At 32.7% G+C, this 24,052-nt stretch carries 25 protein-coding genes and 1 pseudogene; 17 read left to right on the top strand and 9 right to left on the bottom strand.

The genetic code is table 11. The features are described 5' to 3' along the window. Positions 1-214 (top strand): annotated as a pseudogene (locus ACKI3Q_RS00290) (methanogenesis-associated radical SAM protein); the annotation flags it as partial. An 11-nt stretch (positions 215-225) separates the two neighbouring features. On the opposite strand, the gene ACKI3Q_RS00285 reads toward ACKI3Q_RS00290, so the two are convergent. After that, positions 226-1,143 (bottom strand): methanogenesis marker 7 protein, encoded by a 918-nt coding sequence (locus ACKI3Q_RS00285; RefSeq protein ID WP_407413153.1) that lies wholly within the window; start codon positions 1,141-1,143, stop codon positions 226-228. Positions 1,144-1,194: 51 nt separating this feature from the next. Beyond that, complete coding sequence (locus ACKI3Q_RS00280) at positions 1,195-1,716, bottom strand: hypothetical protein (protein WP_407413151.1); 522 nt, start codon at positions 1,714-1,716, stop codon at positions 1,195-1,197. Positions 1,717-1,756: 40 nt separating this feature from the next. Between ACKI3Q_RS00280 and comB the strand changes: the two genes are divergently transcribed. The 5 genes from comB (at position 1,757) to ACKI3Q_RS00255 (ending at position 6,312) form a co-directional block, all read left to right on the top strand. Then, the gene (comB, locus tag ACKI3Q_RS00275) at positions 1,757-2,449 is read left to right on the top strand and encodes a 2-phosphosulfolactate phosphatase (RefSeq protein WP_407413149.1); all 693 of its coding nucleotides are present in this window, start codon (positions 1,757-1,759) and stop codon (positions 2,447-2,449) included. A gap of 48 nt (positions 2,450-2,497) precedes the next feature. Then, positions 2,498-3,658 (top strand): TraB/GumN family protein, encoded by a 1,161-nt coding sequence (locus ACKI3Q_RS00270; protein ID WP_407413147.1) that lies wholly within the window; start codon positions 2,498-2,500, stop codon positions 3,656-3,658. Positions 3,659-3,807: 149 nt separating this feature from the next. Then, a complete protein-coding gene (locus tag ACKI3Q_RS00265; RefSeq protein WP_296795706.1) occupies positions 3,808-4,023 on the top strand; it encodes a DUF1922 domain-containing protein in 216 nt (71 codons plus the stop codon). Positions 4,024-4,035: 12 nt separating this feature from the next. Further along, positions 4,036-5,364, top strand: coding sequence for a hemolysin family protein (locus ACKI3Q_RS00260; protein ID WP_407413145.1), 1,329 nt, complete (start codon positions 4,036-4,038; stop codon positions 5,362-5,364). Further along, entirely contained in the window at positions 5,365-6,312 is a 948-nt protein-coding gene (locus ACKI3Q_RS00255) for a calcium/sodium antiporter (protein ID WP_407413143.1), read from the top strand. Here the strand turns inward: ACKI3Q_RS00255 and ACKI3Q_RS00250 are convergent. Then, entirely contained in the window at positions 6,271-7,146 is an 876-nt protein-coding gene (locus ACKI3Q_RS00250; RefSeq protein ID WP_407413141.1) for a TIGR00269 family protein, read from the bottom strand. The two genes, ACKI3Q_RS00255 and ACKI3Q_RS00250, sit on opposite strands and share 42 nt — an antisense overlap. 49 nt (positions 7,147-7,195) lie before the next feature. Here ACKI3Q_RS00250 and ACKI3Q_RS00245 point away from each other — a divergent pair, with 49 nt between their 5' ends. Next, on the top strand, positions 7,196-7,501 hold the full coding sequence (locus ACKI3Q_RS00245; protein ID WP_407413139.1) for an MTH1187 family thiamine-binding protein: 306 nt from the start codon (positions 7,196-7,198) through the stop codon (positions 7,499-7,501). 18 nt (positions 7,502-7,519) lie between these two features. Here the strand turns inward: ACKI3Q_RS00245 and ACKI3Q_RS00240 are convergent, their stop codons facing one another. Continuing rightward, the gene (locus tag ACKI3Q_RS00240; protein WP_407413137.1) at positions 7,520-8,623 is read right to left on the bottom strand and encodes a DegT/DnrJ/EryC1/StrS family aminotransferase; all 1,104 of its coding nucleotides are present in this window, start codon (positions 8,621-8,623) and stop codon (positions 7,520-7,522) included. Between the two features lie 80 nt (positions 8,624-8,703). On the opposite strand from ACKI3Q_RS00240, the gene ACKI3Q_RS00235 reads away from it, so the two are divergent. The 5 genes from ACKI3Q_RS00235 (at position 8,704) to cofG (ending at position 13,249) form a co-directional block, all read left to right on the top strand. Beyond that, positions 8,704-9,867: a tRNA (guanine(10)-N(2))-dimethyltransferase gene (locus tag ACKI3Q_RS00235; RefSeq protein ID WP_407413135.1), complete on the top strand. Its 1,164-nt coding sequence runs from the start codon at positions 8,704-8,706 to the stop codon at positions 9,865-9,867. Positions 9,868-10,057: 190 nt separating this feature from the next. Then, on the top strand, positions 10,058-10,534 hold the full coding sequence (locus tag ACKI3Q_RS00230) for an Lrp/AsnC family transcriptional regulator (protein WP_407413133.1): 477 nt from the start codon (positions 10,058-10,060) through the stop codon (positions 10,532-10,534). Between the two features lie 222 nt (positions 10,535-10,756). After that, a complete protein-coding gene (mptA, locus tag ACKI3Q_RS00225) occupies positions 10,757-11,695 on the top strand; it encodes a GTP cyclohydrolase MptA (RefSeq protein ID WP_407413131.1) in 939 nt (312 codons plus the stop codon). A 12-nt stretch (positions 11,696-11,707) separates the two neighbouring features. Next, positions 11,708-12,148 carry a DUF2120 family protein gene (locus ACKI3Q_RS00220; RefSeq protein WP_296795737.1) on the top strand — a complete coding sequence of 147 codons (441 nt, stop codon included), beginning with the start codon at positions 11,708-11,710 and terminating at the stop codon, positions 12,146-12,148. 3 nt (positions 12,149-12,151) lie between these two features. After that, entirely contained in the window at positions 12,152-13,249 is a 1,098-nt protein-coding gene (gene cofG / locus ACKI3Q_RS00215; protein ID WP_407413129.1) for a 7,8-didemethyl-8-hydroxy-5-deazariboflavin synthase subunit CofG, read from the top strand. On the opposite strand, the gene ACKI3Q_RS00210 is transcribed toward cofG, so the two are convergent. Then, entirely contained in the window at positions 13,227-13,949 is a 723-nt protein-coding gene (locus ACKI3Q_RS00210) for a class I SAM-dependent methyltransferase (protein WP_407413127.1), read from the bottom strand. The genes cofG and ACKI3Q_RS00210 overlap by 23 nt on opposite strands. Before the next feature lie 321 nt (positions 13,950-14,270). Between ACKI3Q_RS00210 and psmB the strand changes: the two genes are divergently transcribed. The 5 genes from psmB (at position 14,271) to ACKI3Q_RS00185 (ending at position 19,441) form a co-directional block, all read left to right on the top strand. Next, positions 14,271-14,885: an archaeal proteasome endopeptidase complex subunit beta gene (gene psmB, locus ACKI3Q_RS00205; RefSeq protein WP_407413125.1), complete on the top strand. Its 615-nt coding sequence runs from the start codon at positions 14,271-14,273 to the stop codon at positions 14,883-14,885. A gap of 134 nt (positions 14,886-15,019) precedes the next feature. Beyond that, the gene (locus tag ACKI3Q_RS00200) at positions 15,020-16,933 is read left to right on the top strand and encodes a beta-CASP ribonuclease aCPSF1 (protein ID WP_407413123.1); all 1,914 of its coding nucleotides are present in this window, start codon (positions 15,020-15,022) and stop codon (positions 16,931-16,933) included. An 81-nt stretch (positions 16,934-17,014) separates the two neighbouring features. After that, on the top strand, positions 17,015-18,034 hold the full coding sequence (purM, locus tag ACKI3Q_RS00195) for a phosphoribosylformylglycinamidine cyclo-ligase (RefSeq protein ID WP_407413121.1): 1,020 nt from the start codon (positions 17,015-17,017) through the stop codon (positions 18,032-18,034). A gap of 10 nt (positions 18,035-18,044) precedes the next feature. Next, positions 18,045-19,076: an L-sulfolactate dehydrogenase gene (gene comC / locus ACKI3Q_RS00190; RefSeq protein ID WP_407413119.1), complete on the top strand. Its 1,032-nt coding sequence runs from the start codon at positions 18,045-18,047 to the stop codon at positions 19,074-19,076. A 47-nt stretch (positions 19,077-19,123) separates the two neighbouring features. Next, the gene (locus tag ACKI3Q_RS00185) at positions 19,124-19,441 is read left to right on the top strand and encodes a hypothetical protein (protein WP_407413117.1); all 318 of its coding nucleotides are present in this window, start codon (positions 19,124-19,126) and stop codon (positions 19,439-19,441) included. Between the two features lie 86 nt (positions 19,442-19,527). Here the strand turns inward: ACKI3Q_RS00185 and ACKI3Q_RS00180 are convergent, their stop codons facing one another. From ACKI3Q_RS00180 to ACKI3Q_RS00165, 4 genes are read right to left on the bottom strand one after another with little or no spacing between them, the layout of a single operon-like run. Next, on the bottom strand, positions 19,528-21,312 hold the full coding sequence (locus tag ACKI3Q_RS00180; protein WP_407413115.1) for a DNA polymerase domain-containing protein: 1,785 nt from the start codon (positions 21,310-21,312) through the stop codon (positions 19,528-19,530). Continuing rightward, positions 21,312-22,325 carry an AI-2E family transporter gene (locus tag ACKI3Q_RS00175; protein ID WP_407413113.1) on the bottom strand — a complete coding sequence of 338 codons (1,014 nt, stop codon included), beginning with the start codon at positions 22,323-22,325 and terminating at the stop codon, positions 21,312-21,314. The genes ACKI3Q_RS00180 and ACKI3Q_RS00175 overlap by 1 nt, the downstream gene beginning before the upstream one ends. A 13-nt stretch (positions 22,326-22,338) precedes the next feature. After that, the gene (locus tag ACKI3Q_RS00170) at positions 22,339-23,124 is read right to left on the bottom strand and encodes a dihydroorotate dehydrogenase electron transfer subunit (RefSeq protein ID WP_407413111.1); all 786 of its coding nucleotides are present in this window, start codon (positions 23,122-23,124) and stop codon (positions 22,339-22,341) included. Between the two features lies 1 nt (position 23,125). After that, positions 23,126-24,037 (bottom strand): dihydroorotate dehydrogenase, encoded by a 912-nt coding sequence (locus ACKI3Q_RS00165; protein WP_407413109.1) that lies wholly within the window; start codon positions 24,035-24,037, stop codon positions 23,126-23,128. Positions 24,038-24,052 lie beyond the last annotated feature (15 nt).

Raw genomic sequence — 24,052 nt, 5'->3', positions numbered from 1 at the left:
ATTGCCGGGCAGATCATTTGTTCATCAACTTGATGCTGAAAGAATTTTAAGTGCAGATGGAGTGGAACGCATCATAGGCCGTGGCCCGGATACATTGACGGTCGACGGTGAATTAAGTATTGACATGACAGATGAAAATGTCATTGAGCGAGAATTAGAAGACTTCAATGATTTGGTGGATGCCGTCAATTTCTTTGGAATGAGAATAGTTTAAAAAAAAGAAATTCAGTCCTCGATAAGAGAACTATGAGTATTGATTTTAACTAGAATATAATCATACATTTTAGATTTTTTGATATCTGCGATTTCAGATAATTTTTTACCATCAATTACGATATTTTCAATTAATTCATGGTATTTGTCATAATTTATTTTTACACGGACTCCATCAAGTTGAGTAGTGACTGGTGCGGGAGAGATAACATCCTTTATTTCAGGAATCTGATTTTCAATCGCATTTTTGACAACAATTGAAGGCACTAGTGGTGGATCTAGATTCATTTCCTGTTTTTTATTATTTAAAATTCCTTCAACAGTTTCTACTAATTTTTCCAATGCCCTAACATCAGGACCTCTTCTTAATCTCCTAGGAATTCTTCCCAAATCTCCAACATAAGCGTCTGCTCCAGGAAGTTCTTCAATTGGAATATCAGGTGCTCCAGTTACAATTACAGGAATATCCAAATCATCATATAAGAAAGATTTTTCCTTAATACAATTTTCAAAGCTTCCAAGTGCAAAAATAGCAATATCATGTTCTTCAATTAATTGCTTTTCTTCTTCAGAAATCCCTGAAGTTCCTTTGCCGTCTCCTCTTGCAAGGCCTATCATATTATCTTTTGCACCATATTCACGCAAAAATTCTGAAATATCACAAGCCGCATGAGGTAAATGGTGTCTTGCAAGGGTAGGTGATACAACAGCGATTTCGGAACCTGCCATTGGCGCTACACTAATTTTTGCAAGCAATTCTTTAGCTTTTTCTTCTATTTTACCTACATCATTTAATGGAATTGCCATACTCAATACCAATTCCATTTGTAAAATGTTATCTTGAAGAATGAATCCACCCAAATCTTCAATCAATTCCTTAATTTCTTCACTTCTGTGAACTCCACCAGTAAATGTTAATGTTTCATACATTTTTATACTCTCACATAAAGTCTATATTATTAATAATTTATCAAATTTAATCTATATTAATTTTTCCAAAATTCCATATCTTTTTTCAATGCGCTCAAAGGGATTTTTAGCCACGAAATTGTGAGATGGGATTTCTATCAACTCAGCAGTCTCATTCAGTACTTTTTCTTTCAAATAATCCGGATAAATTACATAATCATAATTTTCATCCACTTTTTCAAAGCCAAAATTATCTACAATATCGCCCAAAAACATGGATATGACTTTAACTTTTACATGGGAGTTGTCATGATTTTCCAGATATTTCAAGCAATAATCATAACCCTTAAAAAACTCCAAAATTTCGCTATCGGATAACTCATGGTCAGTCAATTTAGAAACTTCACGAATGCTATTTGCCAATTGTTTTGGAGTATTTAACTTAATAGCTATTGAATCCATCTCCACCTTACTTTCAGATAATAGAATAGCCAAATCTCCTTCTTCCAAGTCAGGATTTTTATTGACCTTATACTCTTTAATGCCGGCAAGTTTTACAACTTCTTCGCACATCGGCGTTGTAACAATTCTCATAATATAATATTATATAAAACGGATTAATATATACTAAACTATGAAAGTAACATTGAGTTTTGAAGAGACAAAAAGCAGTGATGTATCAATAATGGTTGATGTATTAAGGGCCAGCACTACAATAACAACTGCCCTGGAGAAATTTTCACAAATAATACCTTGCTTTACACCAGAAGAAGCATTTAAACTCAAAGATGAAACTGGAGGAATTATTGCCGGTGAACGCAAGGGTGCAAAAATTGAAGGATTTGATATTGGGAACTCACCCAATGCAATAATTGACTTTGATACTGATTCAGAGACCTTGATACTGACTACAAGCAACGGTACCAGAATACTTGAAAAAATGAATTCTCAAGTATTGATTGGCTGTTTAAATAATGCTGAGGCCACTGCAGATGCGAGCCTTAGTCTTGCAACAACACATATTGATCTTGTAATGGCCGGAGTTTGGGGAAATTTTGCGATAGAAGATTTTCTTGCTGCGGGCGAAATAATTTATCAGATATCCGAAAAGTGCAGTGATTGTGAAATTGATGAATATGCAAAATCCGCAATTTTAGCCAGCAGAGATTACAGTGCCGTTAAAAAAGCATTTTTTGAATCAACTTCCGGAAACAAGTTAAAAAACCTCGGATATGGAAAAGATATCGAATATGCCTTATTTAAAAATTCTTCAAAAAATGTTGGAATATATCGAAATAATGCAATAAATACGATTAACTTTAAATAATGGAAGTTTTAAATTACATTATAATAATTTTTTAAGAGTGTTTTATTAATGAAGCGTGAATGTTTAACAATTATCGGTACAGCCCATGTATCTGCCCAAAGTGTTGAAGAAGTAAAAGATAAGATTTATGAAATACAACCGGATAGGGTAGCTATAGAACTTGATTTTGGAAGATATACTAAGCTTAAGAAATCAATGATGGGAATTGAAGAAGATGAAGCCATTTCAGTTACAAAAATCATTAAAGAAAACAAAGTAGGATTATTTTTTGTAACAACCGTTTTAAGTCATTTTCAATCCAAAATCGGTGCTGAAGTAGATGTTGCTCCAGGTTCTGAAATGATTGGTGCAATTGAAGCTGCTGAAGATTTGGATATACCAATAGCATTAATCGATAGAGATATTAATGTAACATTACAACGCGCATTGAATAGAATGTCTTTAATTGATAAAATCAAATTCCTATATGCAATATTAGTTTCCGATACTGATGATGAAGAAATTGATATTGAAGATTTGAAAAACCCGGAAAACCTGGATGATTTACTTGAAATGTTTAAAGATGAAGCTCCCCAAATATATGAAGTTTTAGTTCATGAAAGGGATGCATATCTTGCAGGAAGCATTTTAAGAATACCTGAAGACAAAGTAGTTGCCGTTGTAGGTGCAGGACATCAGCCAGGAATAACAAAATACCTAGATAATCCTGAAACCATTCCTTCACTTCAGGAATTAAATGAAACTGAAGAGAAAAAAGGAATTCCATGGCTCAAAATATTTTTAACATTAATCCCTATATTATTTATCGTGATATTTTTTCTGGCATTTTTTAGCGGGATAAACATTACATATAATTTATATGAGTTTGTAGTAATCAGTATAATTATGGGATTTTTAGGCTCAATTTTATCCGGATCAAAAATTCAATCCGCAGTTGTAGGTGGATTGGTTGCTCCATTAACAATTATTCATCCATTACTTGCTGCAGGATGGTTTTCAGGCTTAACTGAAGCCAAATATAGGCAAGTAAGACAAAGTGATATTAGAAGTTTAACAAACTTTGAAAGTTATAGGGATTTATGGCACAATAACATTTTTAGAATACTGCTGGTTGTTATTGGAACAAATGTTGCAGTTAGTATAGCAACATTAGTAATATTGCCTTCACAGGTATTTATTCCATTATTTATGAAGATATTCGGTGGATAGTACCACAATTTATTTTATACTGTACTTGAAAGATAATTTAATAAAGCGATATCATACAAAATACTTCGCTAAAAAGTAATACAACAAAAAGTTTTTTATACTTCTAAAAAATTAATATTAATATAATCGAAATTTTTAGGAAAAATATTATGTATTTTATATTTCGTTGCGATTGTGGAAGAGTTTTATATGCAAAAGAAGGGGTTGCCACAAGAAAATGTGTATGTGGAAAAACTATTAAAGTTAAAGGACGCAGGATATTTAAAAAAGTAAATACAAGAGAAGAAGCTTCTTATGCAGTACAAGAAATGCAGGACGAAATATATGGAAATACAGGATTCATTTTAGCTAGTGATTTAAAATAAGGTCTGTTAAAAATGGCTGCAGGAATACTTGAAGTAATCATCATATTAATTTTAATCATCCTTACAGGATATTTATCAATGGCTGAACTTGCTGTTGTATCTGTTAGAAGGGCAAAGATGCAAAAATACTTAGAGGATGGAGATGAAAGAGCTCAGATTGTTTTTGATTTATTAGAAGACCCTAATGAATTTTTATCAACAGTACAAATTGGAATTTCACTTATTGGTGTTTTAACAGGTGCATTGGGTGGAGTAACTCTTGCCAAACCCCTCTCCGAACTAATATCATTTGTCCCGTACAATGAACAGATAAGTGTTGCAATTGTTGTTATCGTTACCACTTACCTGACACTGGTTGTTGGAGAAATTGTACCAAAGGTTATCGCTTTAAATGACCCTGAGAAAATTTCCCTCAGAGTTGCAAAAAGTATGGTGATTCTTTCCAAAATTTCAAAACCTGTCAGTTTTATTCTTGCAAAATCCAGCAGTTTTCTTTTATGGTTAATGAGAATTGAAAATAGGAATGATGATCTCGTTACTGAAGAAGAAATTGAATTAATGATTAAAGAAGGAATAGAAGATGGGACAATAGAACAAGAGGAAGAGGACATTATTAAAAGAGTATTCAGACTTGATGACCAGAAAGTTGAAACAATAATGACTCCAAGAAATGAAATTATTTGGATTGACTTGGAAGATTCCAAAGAAGTCAATAAAGTTAAAATTATTGAGAGTAAAAGATCCATCTTTCCAATAGCTCATGGAGAGTTAGATGATTTTATGGGTGTTGTTCAAGCAAAGGACATTCTTTCCTTAATGTTTGGTGATGAGGACTTTGATATTAATAAAATCATTAAAGAACCGTTAATTGTTTCCGAAAAATTGGAAACATTGGAACTTCTAAAAGAATTTAAAGAAAACCAAGAATATGTTCATATGTCTCTTGTGGTTGATGAATTCGGAAGTGTTGAAGGATTAATTACCTTAAACGATTTATTAGAGGGCATCGTTGGAGACATTCCGGGAATAGATGAAGATGATGAACCAAGAGCTACCCAAAGAACAGACGGCACATGGTTAATTGACGGCAGATACGGAATTGATAACTTTAAAGAACTGTTTGACCTTGATGAACCTTTCCCTGATGAGGAAGAAGATGGTTTTACAACAATCGCTGGATTTATTTTAAGTATCAGCGGTACCTTGCCGGATGTTAATGACAAATACCAATGGGAAAGATTCTGCTTTGAAATTGTAGACTTGGACGGCCATCAAATTGACAAAATTCTTGTAACTGATTTTGGTGAAGATTATATTAATAATAATGAAGAGGAAGATTAAATGGATTTCGTAGGTATCGGTATACAATTTGCATTATTAATAATAGGTTTTGTATTATTAATTAAAGGATCCGACTTTTTTGTTGATGGATCCAGTAACATTGCATCCATATTAAAGATTCCAACTTTAATTGTTGGTCTTACCATTGTAGCTTTCGGTACAAGTGCGCCCGAAGCAGCCGTTTCGATAACATCTTCACTGGCGGGCAGTAATGAATTGGCCCTCAGTAATGTTATTGGAAGTAATTTGTTTAATATGATGCTAATTATCGGTTTATGTGCTCTTTTAAATGAACTTAAAATTACTAAACAGGTTTTAAATCTTGATTTGCCCTTTTTAGTATTCCTTACAGGAGTTTTGACCGCTTTTATTCTATATGGCTGGAAAATAACACAAATTGAAGGTATTATATTACTCATTTTGATTATTTCTTATGTTACATACCTCGTTTATGACGCTAGAAAATCAGAAGAATCAAAAGTTGTTGAAAAACCTAAAATGGGTGCTCTAAAAAGTATTATATACATTGTTGGTGGTGTTGCAGGTATTATAATTGGTGCGGATTTCGTTGTTGACAGTGCATCATATATAGCAATAGCATTTGGAATGAGTGAAACATTAGTGGGTTTGACCATTGTGGCAATGGGTACCTCTTTACCGGAACTTGTCACTTCACTTACTGCTTTAAGGAAAGGTGAAAATCAGTTAATTATAGGTAATGTGATAGGATCGAACATTTTCAATATCTCATTGGTTCTTGGTGCAAGCAGTGCAATCCGTCCAATATCAATTAACCCCGATATGCTAACAGATATTGTATTGATGTTTGGTGTTACAATATTATTCTTCATATTTGGTAAAACACAATCCAAATATGATAAAAAAGAAGGATTTATACTTGTTGCATTATTCATCGCATATATGGCTTTCGCAATCTTGAGAAACTGATTGTTTAATCTCACAGGCTTTGCAGATATTGGATGAAGTTGGTTCGCCGCAAAGTTCGCATTCATTCAAATTTGTGGAAATATCATTTTCAAAGGTTAAAATCTTTTGAAATGATTCCATAATATTATTTTTTAAACCGGGATATTCATCCTCATTATTATTTAAAAATTCTTTAATTTTAGCCCTTAAAGATAAATGAGAATAAGGACATTCTTCAAGATGAATATCAATTTCATTTAAAACCGCCCAAAGTCCAACATCTTTTTCAGGAGTATTCCATAAAGGTTTAATCCTGGGAACTAATTTTGGATGAATTACATCAAGTTCAGGACCGAATTTAGAGAATTTAATTGTATCTCCACGGGCAAAACTCATTAAAAAAGATTGAATTTCATCATCCAGATTATGGCCTGTTGCGATTTTATCAGCACCAATTTCATAAGCAGTTTTATTTAAAATGTTTCTTCTGAAAACACCACACGGAATGCATGCACTTTTAAAATCAGAGTAAATATCATCCAAGGCAAAACCTTCATCTTCAAGAAATGATTTCTGAACTAACTCAATACCCAAATCATTAGCATTATTAACGGCCGCATCAATACCGTGAGCCCTATATCCTTCAATTCCCTCATCGACACTGATTGCCACCAAATCAAAATCTAAAAATTCCTGATATCCTTTTAGAGCATGCAATGTTAGAACGCTGTCTTTTCCACCAGACAATGCAACAGCAATTAATTCATTTTCCTTAATTAATTCATATTCAGAAATTAAATCGTTGATTCTTGAAAAAATCATTTCATTAAATTCATCCTTATCCAATTTTGCCATGACAAATAATTTATAATTATTTTAATAAATAATTTTTCGAAGTGATAATATGATAACTTGTGATTTTGCAATATTGCCTGTCGGATGTGATTCAACGGGATGCAAAGACTACGTTGCTGCAGCAGTACAGGTAGTTAAAGATTCCGGACTTGACTGGCAATTAACAGGAATGGGAACACAGATTGAAGCTGAAAATTTAAAAGAACTATATGAAGTTATAGCCAAAGCCCAGGAAGCAGTCTTTGAAGTCGGAGCCGGACGTGTATATACAGTAATCAAAGTTGATGACAGAAGAGATATTGAAAAAAGAACGTTAGATAAAAAAATAGAAACAGTAGAAAAAATGTTAGATTAAGAGTCATTGACTCTTAAGCTATAATTTATCAGAAGCCTTTTTAACAGCTTCAATAACTAAATCCAAATCATCATTAGTTAATGATGGATGGACAGGTAATGAAATTACACCACTAGCTGCAATTTCAGCATTAGGACAGCTACCGGTAAATCCTAATTTTTGATAAATCGGCTGATTGTATAACGGTATTGGATAGTGAACACCGGTACCGATTCCATTTTCAGTCAAAATGTCTATCCAATCATCACGATTTCCTTTTTCAACACGAATAGTGTATTGGTGATATACATGTTTTGAGCCTTCCCTTGCATAAGGAGTAACTACTCCATCTACATCAGCTAACCCATCATTTAAATAAGCTGCATTTTCAGCTCTTTTCTTATTAAATTCTTCAATTACATTTAATTGTGCAAGACCAATAGCCGCTGAAATATCAGTCATTCTAAAGTTATATCCAATGTCATCATGGTGATATTTTACCCTTGAACCATGAGCTCTGAATATATGTGCTTCTTCCACTAGCTCTTCATTATTTGTGGTAATCATACCTCCTTCAGAGGTTGTCATGTTTTTAGTCGGATAGAAACTAAAGCAAGCCATGTCACCTAAATTACCTACTTTTTTATCATTGAATGTTGCTCCATGAGCCTGAGCAGCATCTTCAATTACAACCAAATCATGGTCTTGGGCAATATCACAGATAGCATCCATATCTGCAGACTGACCATACAATTGTACAGGCATTATTGCTTTTGTTTTATCAGTTATCAATGATTCAATACATTCAGGATCCAAAGTATAAGTTTTTAAATCAATATCTGCAAATACAGGCTTTGCTCCTGTATAAACTATTGAATTTCCACTTGCAATAAATGTGAATGGGGTTGTAATTACCTCATCACCCGCACCAATACCGCAGGAAAGCAATGCCACATGCAGGGCTGCAGTACCGGAATTAGTTGCAACACCGTAATCCGCATCAACCCATGATGCAAATTCCTTTTCAAATTCTGAAACTTTTGGTCCTTGAGCAATCATTCCAGATTTCAAAACCTCAACCACATTATCAATTTCTTCTTGTCCTATAATTGGTTTTGCTATGGGAACTTTAATTTCTGACACAATATCACCTTTATACTACAATAATATTTAAATTTTATAATATTTAAAATAATAAGTAATTAAATTTAAAAGTGATTAATTTGGATGAATATAAACTTAAAACAATTGAAGAAGGATTAACAAAAATACAATTCCCCGAATATGAAAAAGTTTCATCTGATGCACCTGTTTTTTACAATCCCCATATGGAATTAAATAGAGATATTTCAATTCTAGCACTCCAGACTTATCAAAAAGAACAGAAAAGAGATATTAATATCTGTGATTTATTTGGAGGAAGCGGAATAAGGGGTGTTCGCTATAAAAATGAAATTGATGGAGTTGGGGATGTGTCAATAAATGATATAAGCGAATTGGCAAATGAATTTGAACAGCATAATGTTGATTTGAATCAGCTAGATGATATTACAATATCCCAGCAGGACGCCAGTATTTTTTTAAGGCTTAACCGGGGAAAGTTCGATGTTATTGATATAGATCCATTTGGAACCCCATCACCATTTCTAGATTCAGCGGGATACTGTGCCCGAAGAGAATCCCTGTTATGCGTAACTGCTACTGATACATCAGCCTTATGTGGAACATATAAAGAACCTTGTATTCGCAAATATAACTCCAAACCATACAAAAGCGAATATTGCCATGAAACAGGCATTAGGATTCTTGCCGGTTTTTGTGCACTGACATTGTCCAAATATGCAAAATGCATTGAAGTATTATTGTCCCACAGTACTGAACATTATATGAGATTATACCTAAAAGTTAAAAAAGGTTCAAAAAAAAGTGACGAATCATTGAAAAATATTGGATATATCAGTCATTGCAAGGAATGTCTATACAGAGAGACAAATAATGGTCTTGCCACATCTGTTCCAAATATATGTCCGGAATGCGGTGAAAAATTAATTCAAGCAGGCCCATTATGGCTTGGAGAGATTCAAAATAAGGAATTCATATCAAAAATGATTGATGAATCAGAAAATAAAAAACTAAATACAAAAAATCAATTATTAAAATTGCTAAATGCATGCTTGATTGAGGCGGATAGTCCTGCTACTTTTTATGATGTGCACTCAATATGCAGGTCTTTAAAGATAAGCGCTCCAAAATTAGATTTGATTTTTGATAAAATAAGGAATAATGGCTTCGAAGCTGAAAAAACACATTTCAGCCCTATCGGAATTAAAACCAATGCATCAATAAATGATATAAAAGACATATTACTAAAATTAAATAATTCTTAATTGATTATTAAATTTTCTAAACAATATCTAGAAAATCAATATAAAAAAGAGATAAAAGAGTATAAATTATATTACATTAAATAATTTAATCAAAATTATATAAAAAAAAATAAAAAAAAAGAAAAATTTTAAATAATGTATTGTATATAATAGTGTATTATATAAATCATATTAATGGAGGAAAATGATTATGGTTAAGGAAAAAGACAACATAGTAAAACTAGATGAGACTGATATCAAAATATTAAAAATTATTAATAAGGATGTCAGGACATCTTACAGACAAATATCCAGAGATTTAGATGTATCTGTTGGAACTATCCACAACCGTATTGATAAAATGGTTAAAACTGGAGTTATTAAAAAATTCTCCCCAGTAATTGACCATGAAAAATTAGGTTTTGTTTTAACAACTATTATTGGAGTAAGAGTTAAAGGAGGAAAACTCAAAAACTGGGAAGAAAAAACTTTCTTCAATAAAAATGTTGTAGGCATATATGATGTTACTGGAGAATATGATGCATTTTTAATTGCTAAATTCAGAAATACCAATGAATTAAATTCTTTTATTAAAGAATTATTAAAAGACCCAATTATAGAAAGAACATACACTCAAACCGTTCTTGATGTAATTAAAGAAGATATGGGATCTTCAAATATTTTATAAATGAGGTAGTTAATTCTACCCAACCTATTTTTATTAAATTAAATTATCTAAAATTTTTTGTTGAATTCATAAGAAATTAAACAAAAAAATTAAATATTTAAACATTTTTTTAACAATTATTTTTTATAACAATATAAAAAAAATTTAGTTGACCTAACTAATATAAATATTAAAAACTATATAAATATATTATTAAAATTATTATTTATAGAGGTTATGAAATTGGCAATTTGTTTACCAGACACGCAAGATGATACACCTAATATCCCTATAAAGTTAACTAGAGTAGGAGTAACTGGTGTTAAAAAATTATTGCAACTTGAAAGACCAAATAAAAGGCCTATAATTCTATTACCAACATTTGATGCATTTGTAGATTTACCTTTTGACCAAAAAGGAGTGCACATGTCTAGAAATCCTGAAGCTATCAGCGAAGTTTTAGACAGCATATCTACAGACAATAATTTTGGAGTAGAATCATTATGTGCTATGATTGTTGAAAAAATGATGGACAAACACGAATATGCAAAACGTGTTGAAATTTCCATGACTACCGATTACATGTTCATGCGTGAATCCCCAGTCACCAAACATGAAACTCAAGAAATGGCAAACCTTAAAGCAAAAGCTGTTGGTTTAAGAGACGATGACGGTAATGTTGAAATCAGAAAAAGCATCGGAGCAGAATTAGTTGGAATGACCGTTTGTCCATGTGCACAAGAATCCGTAAGGGAATCTGATAAAAACAAATTATTAGAATTTTTAGATGAAGAAACTACACAAAAAGTAATTGATACCGTAACATTCGCATCACACAACCAAAGAGGAGTAGGAACTTTATTGCTTGAAGTACCTGAAGGATGGAATGTTGAAGGAGAAGATATAATTGAAATAATAGAAAAATCTATGTCCTCCCCGGTATGCGAACTCCTTAAAAGACCAGATGAAAACGCAACAGTAATGAATGCACACAGAAAACCTGTTTTCGTTGAAGATTGTGTTAGAAACATGATGGAAATGATTGCAGAAAAATACTCTGATTTCCCAGATGATACATTAATTACTTCTCGCCAAGAAAATCAAGAAAGTATACACAGACATAATGCATTTGCAGAAAAAGTAACAACAATGGGCGAGTTAAAACAGGAATTAAACATATAAGGACTTGATTTAATGCAAAAGAAATACGAAATAGCTGGAAGTGTTATGGGCTTTTTTGATTCATTTAAAGGATCACGCCCAGCCATTGACAATGACAAAATACTGATTGTTAGAAGCCGTTCAAGAAAAGTAATACCAATCAATCAGCTTGAAGAAAAAGTTTTGGAAATTGGAGAAGAACTTGGTGGTGTTGAAGTTCCAGCAGATTCTGATAAAATTGAAGAAATTTTAAAATCAGGCGACAAACATATAAAAGAAAGTGAATTGCAAACTGTTAGCGTTGACAATAAAGGTTTTTCAAGAGTAAAAGAAGAATTAGAATCAATGGGACTTGTAGTTGTTTATAAAGTCTTTGAACTTCCAAGTTTTGATGTTATTATTGCAATATGGGAGGATAAAAACGAAATACCTCCATTATATGTTGAAGTGACTGTTTCTGAAAAAGAAGAGTAGAAAATGACGAACTATTCAAAAGAAGATATTCTTTCAGTATTGAATGCAAAAGGTTTGGATATTCTAAAATATACTGCCAAAGCCGCCCAATATCGAAAGAATAATCTCATTACTTATTCTAAAAATATTTTTATTCCATTGACAGAAATCTGCAGAAATGATTGCGGATACTGCAATTTCAAGAAAAATCCTACAGACAAAGATGCTATTATTCTAAAAACAAAAGAAGAAATTTTAGAAGAATTAAAAATAGCTGAAAAGCAGGGATGTAAAGAAGCGTTATTTACTTTTGGTGAAGATGCAGATGAAGAAGAAGTGGTTTTAAAAAGATTGAATGAATTTGGCTATGACAACATGGTTGACTATATTGTTGATATCTGCCAAATGACATTGGATGAAACCAATATGCTTCCCCACACCAATGGAGGAAACTTCTCCTATGATGCATTAAAAAAGCTCAAGGAAGTTAATGTATCAATGGGACTGATGCTTGAAAATTCATCTGAAAGATTAATGGAACTTCCGGCACACAAAAAAAGTCCTGGAAAAGATCCTAAATTAAGACTAGAAACCATAACCAATGCCGGAAAATTAAAAATTCCTTATACCACAGGCATATTAATTGGTATTGGTGAGACAAAAGAAGAAATCGTTGATTCATTGTTTGACATTCGTGAAATTTATGATAAATATGACCATATTCAGGAAATAATCATACAAAACTTTACACGAACACCTTACATTGAAATGAAGGATTGGCCCGAACCTAGTCTTTTGGATATGATTCGTACAGTAACTGCAGCCACATTATTATTTGGAGATACGGATGTCAGTATTCAGGTCCCGCCGAATTTGAATTATGATACCGCTCAAAACTTTTTGCTTTGTGGAGCAGATGATTGGGGTGGAGTGTCACCAGTCAGTGTGGATTATGTGAATCCAACATCCCCTTGGCCAACAATAGATGTATTGAATAATTTAACCGTTGATACAGGATTTAAATTAACTGAAAGATTGTGCATTTATGAAAAATATGTAACTGACGAATGGCTAAACGATGCCTTACTCGAAAAAACGCTTAATCTATTAAAGCATCTATAACTACATGCCATACTCCAGGGGAATATTTCTTAATTTTATTTATTTTTAACAGCTCAACTTCCCTATCACCAGCAGACTGCCTTATCCGTGAAAGAGGTCTTGTTTCTATTAATTTTTCAGGAACAGTTTCATGATAATGAATAATGCCTCCTTTATTTAAGCTGTTGATAGCTACTTTTAAATAATGATGTGTTGTTTTAACATAGCCCATTAAAATACGGTCAGCATTATAATTAGGTGTTTCAACCAAACAATCACCTAAAACAGGATTGATGTTATCACAATTATTCAGTTTAATATTTTCACACAAATAATGATAAGAATTGGGATTGATTTCAATGGAAACCACTTCCTTTGCATTAGCATGAACACCAATGGGGATGGAAAAATAGCCTATGCCTGCAAACATATCAATGACAGATTCATTATCCTCAACCAAATTGGCTATTCGCAGGCGTTCATTGACATTGCCCTTTGACCACATTACTTTAGATAAATCCAACTTAAATAAGCATTTGTTTTCTCTATTGATTGTTTCGGTTTCACTGCCATATAAAATATTATAAACCGGCTCCCTTTTTGTTCCTTGAATATGATTAATTTTCATTATAGTTTTAACGTTATGTTTTTGATCCAATTCCTCTAAATTACTTGGATTATGATTTAAAATTAAAATATCACCAATTTTTTTATATTTCATTAAAAAGTATATATGAATAGAATTGTATTTAAAAATTATTACTTGATAAAAATTGTCCCAATATAGAAAAATTGTTACAAACCTAAACAACATCCCAATTGTAGAAGAAAAATGGAATTTAAATTATGCAAAATCAACTAACAAAATTGAAATATATAAAAAGTATTAAGAAAAGTTTATATACTTCGATAGCTAATATTAAATTGTTAGTTTAAACTGACATATTGATTCTGATTTTAAATAAAATTAAATAATATTTTATTGACGATAACCTAAAAGAGTGTTAAATTATATTTTAAATACTTGTAGAGGTGTTTTTGAATGGATGACAAAATTTTAGAAGGTACAACAACCGTAGGTATTACCTGTAAAGATGGTGTTGTATTTGCAAGCGAAAGAAGAGCTAGTATGGGAAATTTAGTAGCTCATAAAGTCGCAGAAAAAATATTTAAAATTAATGATCACATCGTAACAACCATAGCTGGTTCTGTTGGAGATGCGCAAAGTCTTATGAAAATAATTGAAGCAGAAGTTTCTCTTTATGAAATGAGAAACAATGATGTAATTAGCGTTAGAGCTGCTGCATCCTTAACTGCAAACATATTACGTTCAGGACCTATGTATGTCCAAACATTACTCGGAGGTATGGATGGAGATAAACCTTCCCTTTACTCACTCGACCCAGCTGGTGGTATGATTGAAGATACTTATATATCAACCGGATCTGGTTCTATCGTAGCATATGGTGTGTTAGAAGACAGATTCAGAGATGATCTTACAACTGATGAAGGAATAGAAATAGCCATAAGAGCTATAAGAGCTGCTGCTGAACGTGACACTTTTTCCGGTAACGGATATTTAGTCGCTAAAGTAGATAAAAACGGCTTTGAAATGTTAGAGAATGAAAAAATTAATGATATTCTAGAAAAAATTTAAGCGATAACTAATTTTTCATAAACTAACTATTTTTTTATATAATATAGTGTACATGGTTTGTGAAGTTTAACTAATTATAGCAAAAAGCTTTTCACAAACTATTTTAATACACTAACTATTTTTGAAGGGATTATATGACTTCAGACATTTTAGATGAAATTAAAAAAGAGATTTTGGCTAAATTACCAAAAGACACACAGGTTTCAAAAGTTGAATTTGAGGGACCTGAAGTTGTGGTATATACAAAAAACCCACAGGTCATTACTGAAAATGGTGATTTGGTTAGGTCACTTGCAAAAGAGCTTAGAAAAAGAATTATTATTAGATCTGACAAAAGTGCTTTACTTGAACCTGAAGAAACAATAAATAAAATTCATGAAATTGTTCCTGAAGGTGCAGAAATTACCGACATATACTTTGATACTGTAACAGGTGAAGTTGTTATTACTGCTAAAAAACCAGGACTTGTTATTGGTAAATATGGAGCAACTTCAAGAAATATTGTTAAAAATACTGGTTGGGCACCTAAAATTTTAAGGACACCACCTATCAGTTCAGATGTTATTGGTAAAATTAGAACTACATTGAAAAATAGTAGTAAAGACAGAAAAAAATTATTGCAAAGACTTGGACGTCAAATCCATCAAGGAAGCAAATACCCTAACGATTGGGCTAGAGTAACTTCCATGGGAGGATTTAAAGAAGTGGGACGTTCATCCATGCTTTTACAAACTCCAAACAGTCGTGTTTTATTAGATTGTGGTGTTAATGTAGCTGCACCGGACAATAAGACTGCATTTCCTTATTTAACTGCTCCAGAATTTTCAATTGAAGAATTAGATGCAGTTATTATTTCCCACGCCCACTTAGATCACTGTGGATTTGTACCATACCTTTATCACTACGGATATGAAGGACCTGTTTACTGTACAACCCCTACCAGAGATTTGACAACATTATTGCAACTGGATCATATTGATATTGCTCACAGAGAAGGAAATCCATTACCTTTTACCGTAAAGGATATCCACAAAGCAATTAAAAATACGCTCACATTAGATTATGGGGAAGTTACTGATATCTCACCAGATATTAGATTAACATTACATAATGCAGGACACATCTTAGGTTCAGCAATTTCACATATGCATATTGGAGACGGTGCATACAACCTTGTTTATACTGGAGACTTTAAGTATGAACCATCAAGATTACTTGAACCTGCAACAATAAGATTCCCTCGTGCGGAAACTGTTATTATGGAAAGTACATACGGTGGTAAAGAGGATGTTCAACCATCAAGAAACTCCGCTGAAAAAGAAATGATGAAAAGCATTTATAAAACTTTAAAACGTGGTGGAAAAGTATTGGTTCCTGTTTTTGCAGTAGGAAGAGCACAAGAACTTATGGTAGTGCTTGAAGAATACATGAGACACGGAATGATTGAAGAAGTACCAATTTACATTGACGGTATGATTTGGGAAGCTACAGCAATCCACACAGCCAGACCAGAATACTTAAGTAAAGACTTAAGGGATCAAATATTCCATATGGGAAGAAATCCATTTGTCTCAGACATGTTTATAAAAGTTCAAAATTACAATCAAAGGAAAGATATTGTTGAAAGTCCGGAACCTGCAATTATCTTATCAACTTCAGGTATGTTAACTGGAGGAAATTCTGTTGAATACTTCAAATGGCTATGTGAAGATGAAAGAAATACTTTAATATTTGTAGGATATCAATCTGAAGGTTCTCTTGGTAGAAGAATCCAAAAAGGAAGAAAAGATGTTCCTCTTGAAGATGATGATGGTAAAACCAAAGAATTCCATGTAAACATGGAAACCAAAACTATCCATGGATTCAGTGGTCACTCCAATAGAAGACAATTAATGGAATATGTAAAAAGACTTAATCCAAGACCTGAAAAGGTCATTACTTGTCACGGTGACCCTAAAAAAGCAGTAGACTTAGCTTCATCAATCCATAGAAGTTATAAAATTGAAACAAGGACTCCTATCAATTTAGATTGTGTTAGAATACATTAATAAAAAATATATACTAATCAAGACAAATATATGAATAGTATAAATAAAATTTTTAAAAAAAATGCTAATGAGGAATATTATATGGTTACTTATTCAGAATCTGGTGTAGATATTGATTTAGAAGCAAAAACCGTGTCAGAAATCGCTGCTAAACTTCAATCAACATTAGAATGTAGAGACATAATTACTGATAGCGGCCATTATGCTGCTTTAGTTAAATTAGGCGATAAAGCTATTGCTATGAGTACTGACGGTGTGGGAAGTAAAATATTAATAGCTGAAATGATGAACAAATATGATACTGTTGGAATTGACTGCATTGCAATGGTTGTAAACGATATTTTATGTGTTGGTGCTGAACCAATAGCATTAGTTGATTACCTTGCTGTTGAAAAACCCGATCCTCAAAGAGCTGCTGAAATAGCAGAAGGTCTTGTTAAAGGAGCTAACGAATCAAAAATAGCCATTATTGGAGGAGAAACTGCTTCACTTCCAGGAATTATTAAAGACTTTGATTTAGCCGGAACAGGTATTGGATTTGTTGATATAGATAAAATCATAACCGGCGAAGATATTCAGCCAGGAAATGTTTTAATTGGAATTAACAGTAATGGTATTCATTCAAACGGTTATAGTTTAGCCAGAAAAGCAATATTTGAAGACGCCGGACTTAGCGTCGATGATAAAATGCCTAATGGTGAAACTACTATTGGTGAAGAATTAATAAGACCTACTGAATTATATGTAAAACCTATTGTAGCATTATTTGAAAAAGAATATAAAATTAATGGATTAGCTCACATTACTGGAGGAGGATTTACAAACCTCAGACGTTTGAAAAAAGGTATCGGTTATGAAATAAATGACTTGCCTGAAATACCAGAAATATTCAAGCTTATTTACGAACAGAACGTCGATATTAAAGAAATGTATAAAGTATTCAATATGGGAATAGGCTTTGTTGTAATCGCTGAAGAAAGCGAAGCTGAAAAAATAATGGATACTTTAAACGAATATTGCCAATGCCAAATTATTGGTAAAGTAACTGATGATGAAAAAATTGTTGTAAAAGCTTTCGAAGGCTCAACAATTGAATATTAGGAGGGAGAAAATGAAAATTTATAAAGATAATGAAATAGCTCTGGTAAAAGAAATTTTGAAAAAACTAGGGGCTAGTGATGAAGACTGTGAGTTAGTGGCTGAAGCTACAATCGATGCTGATTTAAAAGGATTTACTTCTCATGGACTTGGAAGATTCCCACAATATTTAATTAGTATTAAAGCAGGAACCATCAATTTAGAAGATAATATTACAATTGAAAAAGAAACCCCTGCTATTGCATTAATAAATGGTAACAGCGGATTTGGACAAGCAGTATCCTACAAAGCGATGAAACTTGCGATTAAAAAAGCAAAAGAAGTAGGTATTGGTTGTGTTGGTGTGCATAATTCAAACCACTTTGGTGTTACTGGATTTTATTCTGATTTAGCATTAAGGGAAAATGTTATTGGAATTGTAATGGCCAATACTGACCCTGCAATTGCACCATTAGGTGGAAAAGATGCATTAATAGGAACCAACCCATTAGCTATAGGTATTCCATCTGAAAGTTACATTACTGTTGATATGGCAACATCAGTTACTGCTCGTGGAAAAATCATCGAATCAAAAAGAAAAGGTTTAGAATTGCCTGAAGGATGGGCTTTGGATAAAGAAGGAAATCCAACAATTGACCCTGAAGCAGCTCTAGATGGAGGTTCCATTTTACCATTTGGTGGATTTAAAGGTTATGCACTTGCATTAATGATTGAAATTTTAACCGGACCATTAGTACAGGCAGGCTATGGAATAGGGGTTAGCGGTACCGCTTCACCAGATAAAGACTGTACTAAAGGAGATTTATACATAGCAATTGATCCATCCAAATTTGGAGATTTTGGCGATTTTGTAGCTAATACCGAAGACTTTGTATCCCAAGTAAGAGCAACTGGTGAAACTGTTGCAATTCCTGGAGATCTAGAGGTTAAAAGAATCGCTGATGCTGAAGAAAATGGAATTGAAATTGATGCTAAATTATACGAACAGTTAAAAGGAATCTGTGATGATTTAAGCATCGATATTGATTCATATCTTGAAGAATAGACTCCGATGATTGAAAATAGACCCCAAGGTAGAAATTTAGCAAAATAGTGTCCTATGGATATGTTGCTATTGGTATTCTATTATTAATAGTAACTATTGCACTTAATTCAGATACTGGCATGCTCGCATTGGCTCAAAGAGGAGCCAATATTGATATGCTAGTATTTGAAGTATCATTATACTTTATTTTTGCCATATTCATATATTTACTTTCAATTAAATATGATAATGATAGCATACTATGGAAATTATATATTGTAATAGCAATATTGAATTTCATAGTTATCGGTTTTAGTATAATACTCATATTATTTTCATTATTGCTTATCGTTGCCGGAGACGATATTAGAAAAGAATTAATTTAACTTTTTTATGATTTTTCAGCCATATTATATTAAAGTAATTCTGTTAATATGGCCCCATAATGTTATTAACTTTAATATATAACAAACTATTTTTTAACATATTTTGCATAAAATCCATCAGTATCAGCATAAATAGCCTTAAAACCATATTTTTCAGATTCTTTCATAGCATGCTTAATATATTGTCTTCCCCAGGAAGTAATAGCTTTTGCACATTCAAATGAATACCATCTAAAACGTGGGAAACCATAAATACCATACATCGTATTTGCTAATCGTTTAATAGCTTGCTGTTGTACATCCAAAGCTTTTCTTTCAGTTGGGTCATCACATGCCTTCATTTCACGTTTGATTCTGAAACGTTCCTGCAGGATTTTATCAATAACTGACGGAATGAAACCTTGAGGAGTTTTCCTGAATTTCAACTCATGTTCCGGAGACATGTTATACTCCTCAGGATTAACCCCATCGTCCTCTATCAAAACATCCGGAGAAATATTTTTAGAAATGATGATGCTTGGATACAGGCTTCTGAAATCGAACTGAACCAAATTCTCATGCAACCCTTTATCGGGCTCAAGTACAAATCCTCCTTCATTATCTTCTGCATTTGCACGGTCTGTGAAGTTTGATCCCTGTTTATTTGGTACAACTTCATTATCAAAATAAGCCTGTTTTACTAAAAACCATTCTGCCTGCTGGCCTGTGGCCATACGGCTTACATCAAATAACGGCTGACCTATTATACGAGTCAATTCCAGGTTAAGCGGCAAGGTTTGTTCTGCAATTTTCAAGGTTGATACAACATCATCTAAAGAATAATCAAATAGATTGTCTAACTCTTCACCACCATTGTCCCAGAATTCCCAGATTCTGTCTCCAGGAACATCTATTTTTTCTTCACCGAACAATTCGTAATAGACTCTCTCCAATGTGTATCTCTCAAGAGTCATGTATCTTCTCATTACCAAATATAAATCAACATGAATTAGTCCTTTCATTGAAGCGGCATTGGCAAATCCTCTTTTAATGAAACGAATATCAGACCCATCCATTCCTAAATCCAAGTCCACATCATGAATTTTGGCCCGGTCAATCAAATACGGAAAATCAAAGTTATCCGAATTATATCCCACAACAATATCCACATTATTTTCCTTTATGATGTTTGCAAACGTTTGTATCATTTCCTTTTCTGATGATACCATATATACAAAGTCACCGCGACTTTTAGAATTAGTTTTAGTTGATATTACCTGATTGATTCCAAAATTACTTGCAACACCAATCATGATTATTTCATCGTCAGCAGAATCCGGCATTCCATGAGGATTTCTCACTTCCAAATCGAAGCTGAGTATTCTGAAATCATTTGAATTTTCATCTACCCTTTCAAGAGGTTCATTCAATTTTATTATTTCAATGTCATGTTTTTCACTGTCCAATGATAAAAATGAATCTAGCTTTTCACCGGAAGCCTTTACTTTGGTCATTGGTATTACATCCCTATCCATCAGGTATCTCCTATAAAATGGAATATCAAATTCTCTGATTTGCAATACACTGTCCAAATCTCTAATCTCATCCCTGTGTTTAGACAGTACTTGTGGATGAGTGAAGGTTATTTTAATGAAAGTTTTTTCTATTTGGAAATCTTTTTTAGTGACCTTTTCAATTACAACATCATCTAACAGATCATTCAAATCGTCAATACATTCATCGGGAGCATTACTGTAAACATAAAGATATGGTGTGAATGAATCATCAATTAATACCACATTTTTATCGCCGTCTTTTGAAAATAATCTAATCACAGGTTTATCTTCATATGTTACATAATCAATGTCCAAAATAACAACTTCTCGTTCCATTATTTAGACTCCTTTAATTCTTTTCTATAATTATCTAAAACCACATAAGTAATACTCAATATTAATGGTCCCACAATAAAACCTACAATACCATAAACTAACGGTCCGGCCAAAAATCCAACTAAAAGTATTAATGGATGGATATCAGCATGATGTGATGAAATAGCTGGCCTTATATACATATCTATAAGACTTAAGAAAAATCCGAATAACAGTACAACAATAACCCTTGGGTAATTTCCATTTAATGCATCAATAATTGCCAGTGCCCAATAAATCGGCCATGGCCCAAATATTGGTATCAATTGCAAGATTCCTGTTATTACACCTAAAAATATTCCGTACGGATAACCTAAAATAGAATATCCTATTGCACCGAATATGCCTATTATGACAGATGTTAAAAAGTGGCCATAGAATATGCTTTTTAATACATCCTCAATAGATTTAACTGTTCTATTGAAAAATTCCATATGTTTATCCGGAACAAATGATTTTATAAAATTATAACAGGCATCACCATCTTTGATGAAATAATAAACGGAACAGATTAATACAAATAAATCTAATGTAATGTTGGCTAAAGAACCTAATTTACTAACCAAATAATTTAATACATATTTGCCGGCACTTTCAATTGTTGGAAGAAAATTATTTTCATTTAGAAATGGATTTTCTGGAATGTAATTGGATATTTGAGTTATTGCAGAGCTAATATCCAAATTTGGATTTGAAGCGAAAAAACTGGCTAAAAATCCAGAAATAACAGATCCGATATAAACTATCAGAAGTATTAATGGTATGATTACAACAATCATCGCCAATAATATGGAAATTGATTGGAATTTTAGTTTGGATTGTATCCTTTTAGCGACTGGCCTTATACCATAAGCTAGGATTGCCCCCAATATTATCATGTTTAATACTGGAAATACAAATATCAATGAAACTACAAGTAAAAACAGTATCAACATTACTGGAGGAGTCATATATTCCTTTAAATCCTTTTCCATATTTACCACTATTCTAATATTTTACACCAGAGGCATCACGTCTGTATTTTCCAAATTCCTCTATTAATTTGATTTGTTCACTATCAAAAACAGGACCTTCAACACATATTCTCCAGCCAGTATTATCTACACAGCACTGTCCGCATACTCCAAGAGCACACTTCATATATCTTTCAAGAGAATAATCCGCAGGGATGTTAGCATCTTCAAGGATATTGAATATTCCAATCATCATTATTTCAGGGCCACAGACAAAAGCATAATCATAAGTTTCATCTTCAAGCAAACTTGTAAGGCAATCAGAAGCAAATCCTTTAAATCCATAAGACCCATCATCAGTACATGGGTGAAGATTCACATCCAAGTTTTCCAATTCATCCAAAAATAATAGTTCATCTTTAGTAGTTGCAGCAATTAAAACATCAACATCATTATATTTAATTAATTGACGAGTTAAACCAGTAACTGGAGCCATTCCAACTCCACCACCAATAACCAATAATTTTTTATCTTTAAAATCTGTTTTAAATCCGTTTCCGTAACTACCCCTAACCCCAATCATATCTCCAACTTTCAATTCATGGAGTCTAGAAGTGAACTCACCTATGTTTTTAACACTTACTGAAAGTTCGCCGTCACCAATATTGGAAATGGACATCGGTTTTTCATCAGTTGAATGCCAAAGCATTAGAAATTCGCCAGGTTTAGCATCAATTCCTGTATCAAATTTGAAAGTTTTGATTGTAGGAGTTTCGTCAATGATTTCTTTAATTTTTACAGCTTCAGGTGCTCTAATCATTTTAGTCACCTCCATGTGCAATGCCTACCATCTCATCAATAGATGAATAACCTTTTTCTTTCATAAATAACTCCAAATCAGCATTAATTTTTGAAAATACTTCAACACCTTCATCCATAATAGCAGTACCGATTTGAACTGCTCTTGCACCAGCAAAAATAAATTCTACAACATCTTCAAAGGTGTAAATTCCTCCAACGCCAATGATAGGTACATCAACAGCTTCATAAACAGAATAAACATTGCTGACAGCAATAGGCTTTATGGCCTTGCCGCTCATTCCACCAAATTTATTAAATAAAACCGGTTTTGCAAGATCAATGTTGATTTTCATACCCGGACCTAACGTGTTAATTAAACTTAGAGCATCAGCTCCAGCATCTTCGCAAGTTTTAGCTATTTCTGTAATATCCGTAACATTAGGAGTTAATTTAGCAATAATTGGAACTTCACTTGCATCTTTTGAAGCAGCCACAATAGTATGGCTTAAATTACAATCCTGACCAATGGAAGCACCATAACCTTCCATAGCATGAGGACAGGAAATATTTAATTCAATCATATCCACCAACGGATTGATTTGCTCTACCAAACTACTGAATTCATCAGGAGTGGCACCATAAATGGATGCAATAATTATATTATTTTCCCTGTTGATTTGTTTTAGCTCTTCTTTAAAATTATCAACACCAGGATTAGACAACCCGATTGCATTGATAATTCCTCCATCAACACCAACGGTTGTAGGATTCTTATATCCAGGATGAGGATTTAAAGAAAAGGATTTGCTAACAACACCAGCTGCACCGGATTTTAAAATCCAATTCATTGAAGAAGCAGTACTTCCCATAATTCCTGCGGCCAACATCAAAGGATTTCTAAAATGAACTCCACAAACATCTGTTTCTAACATTATCTTCCACCAATA

The organism is Methanobrevibacter sp., assembly GCF_045636185.1.
Taxonomy (GTDB): Archaea; Methanobacteriota; Methanobacteria; order Methanobacteriales; family Methanobacteriaceae; genus Methanocatella.
The sequence above is the reverse complement of the archived record's forward strand: the minus strand, read 5'-3'. Positions and strand labels throughout refer to the sequence as shown.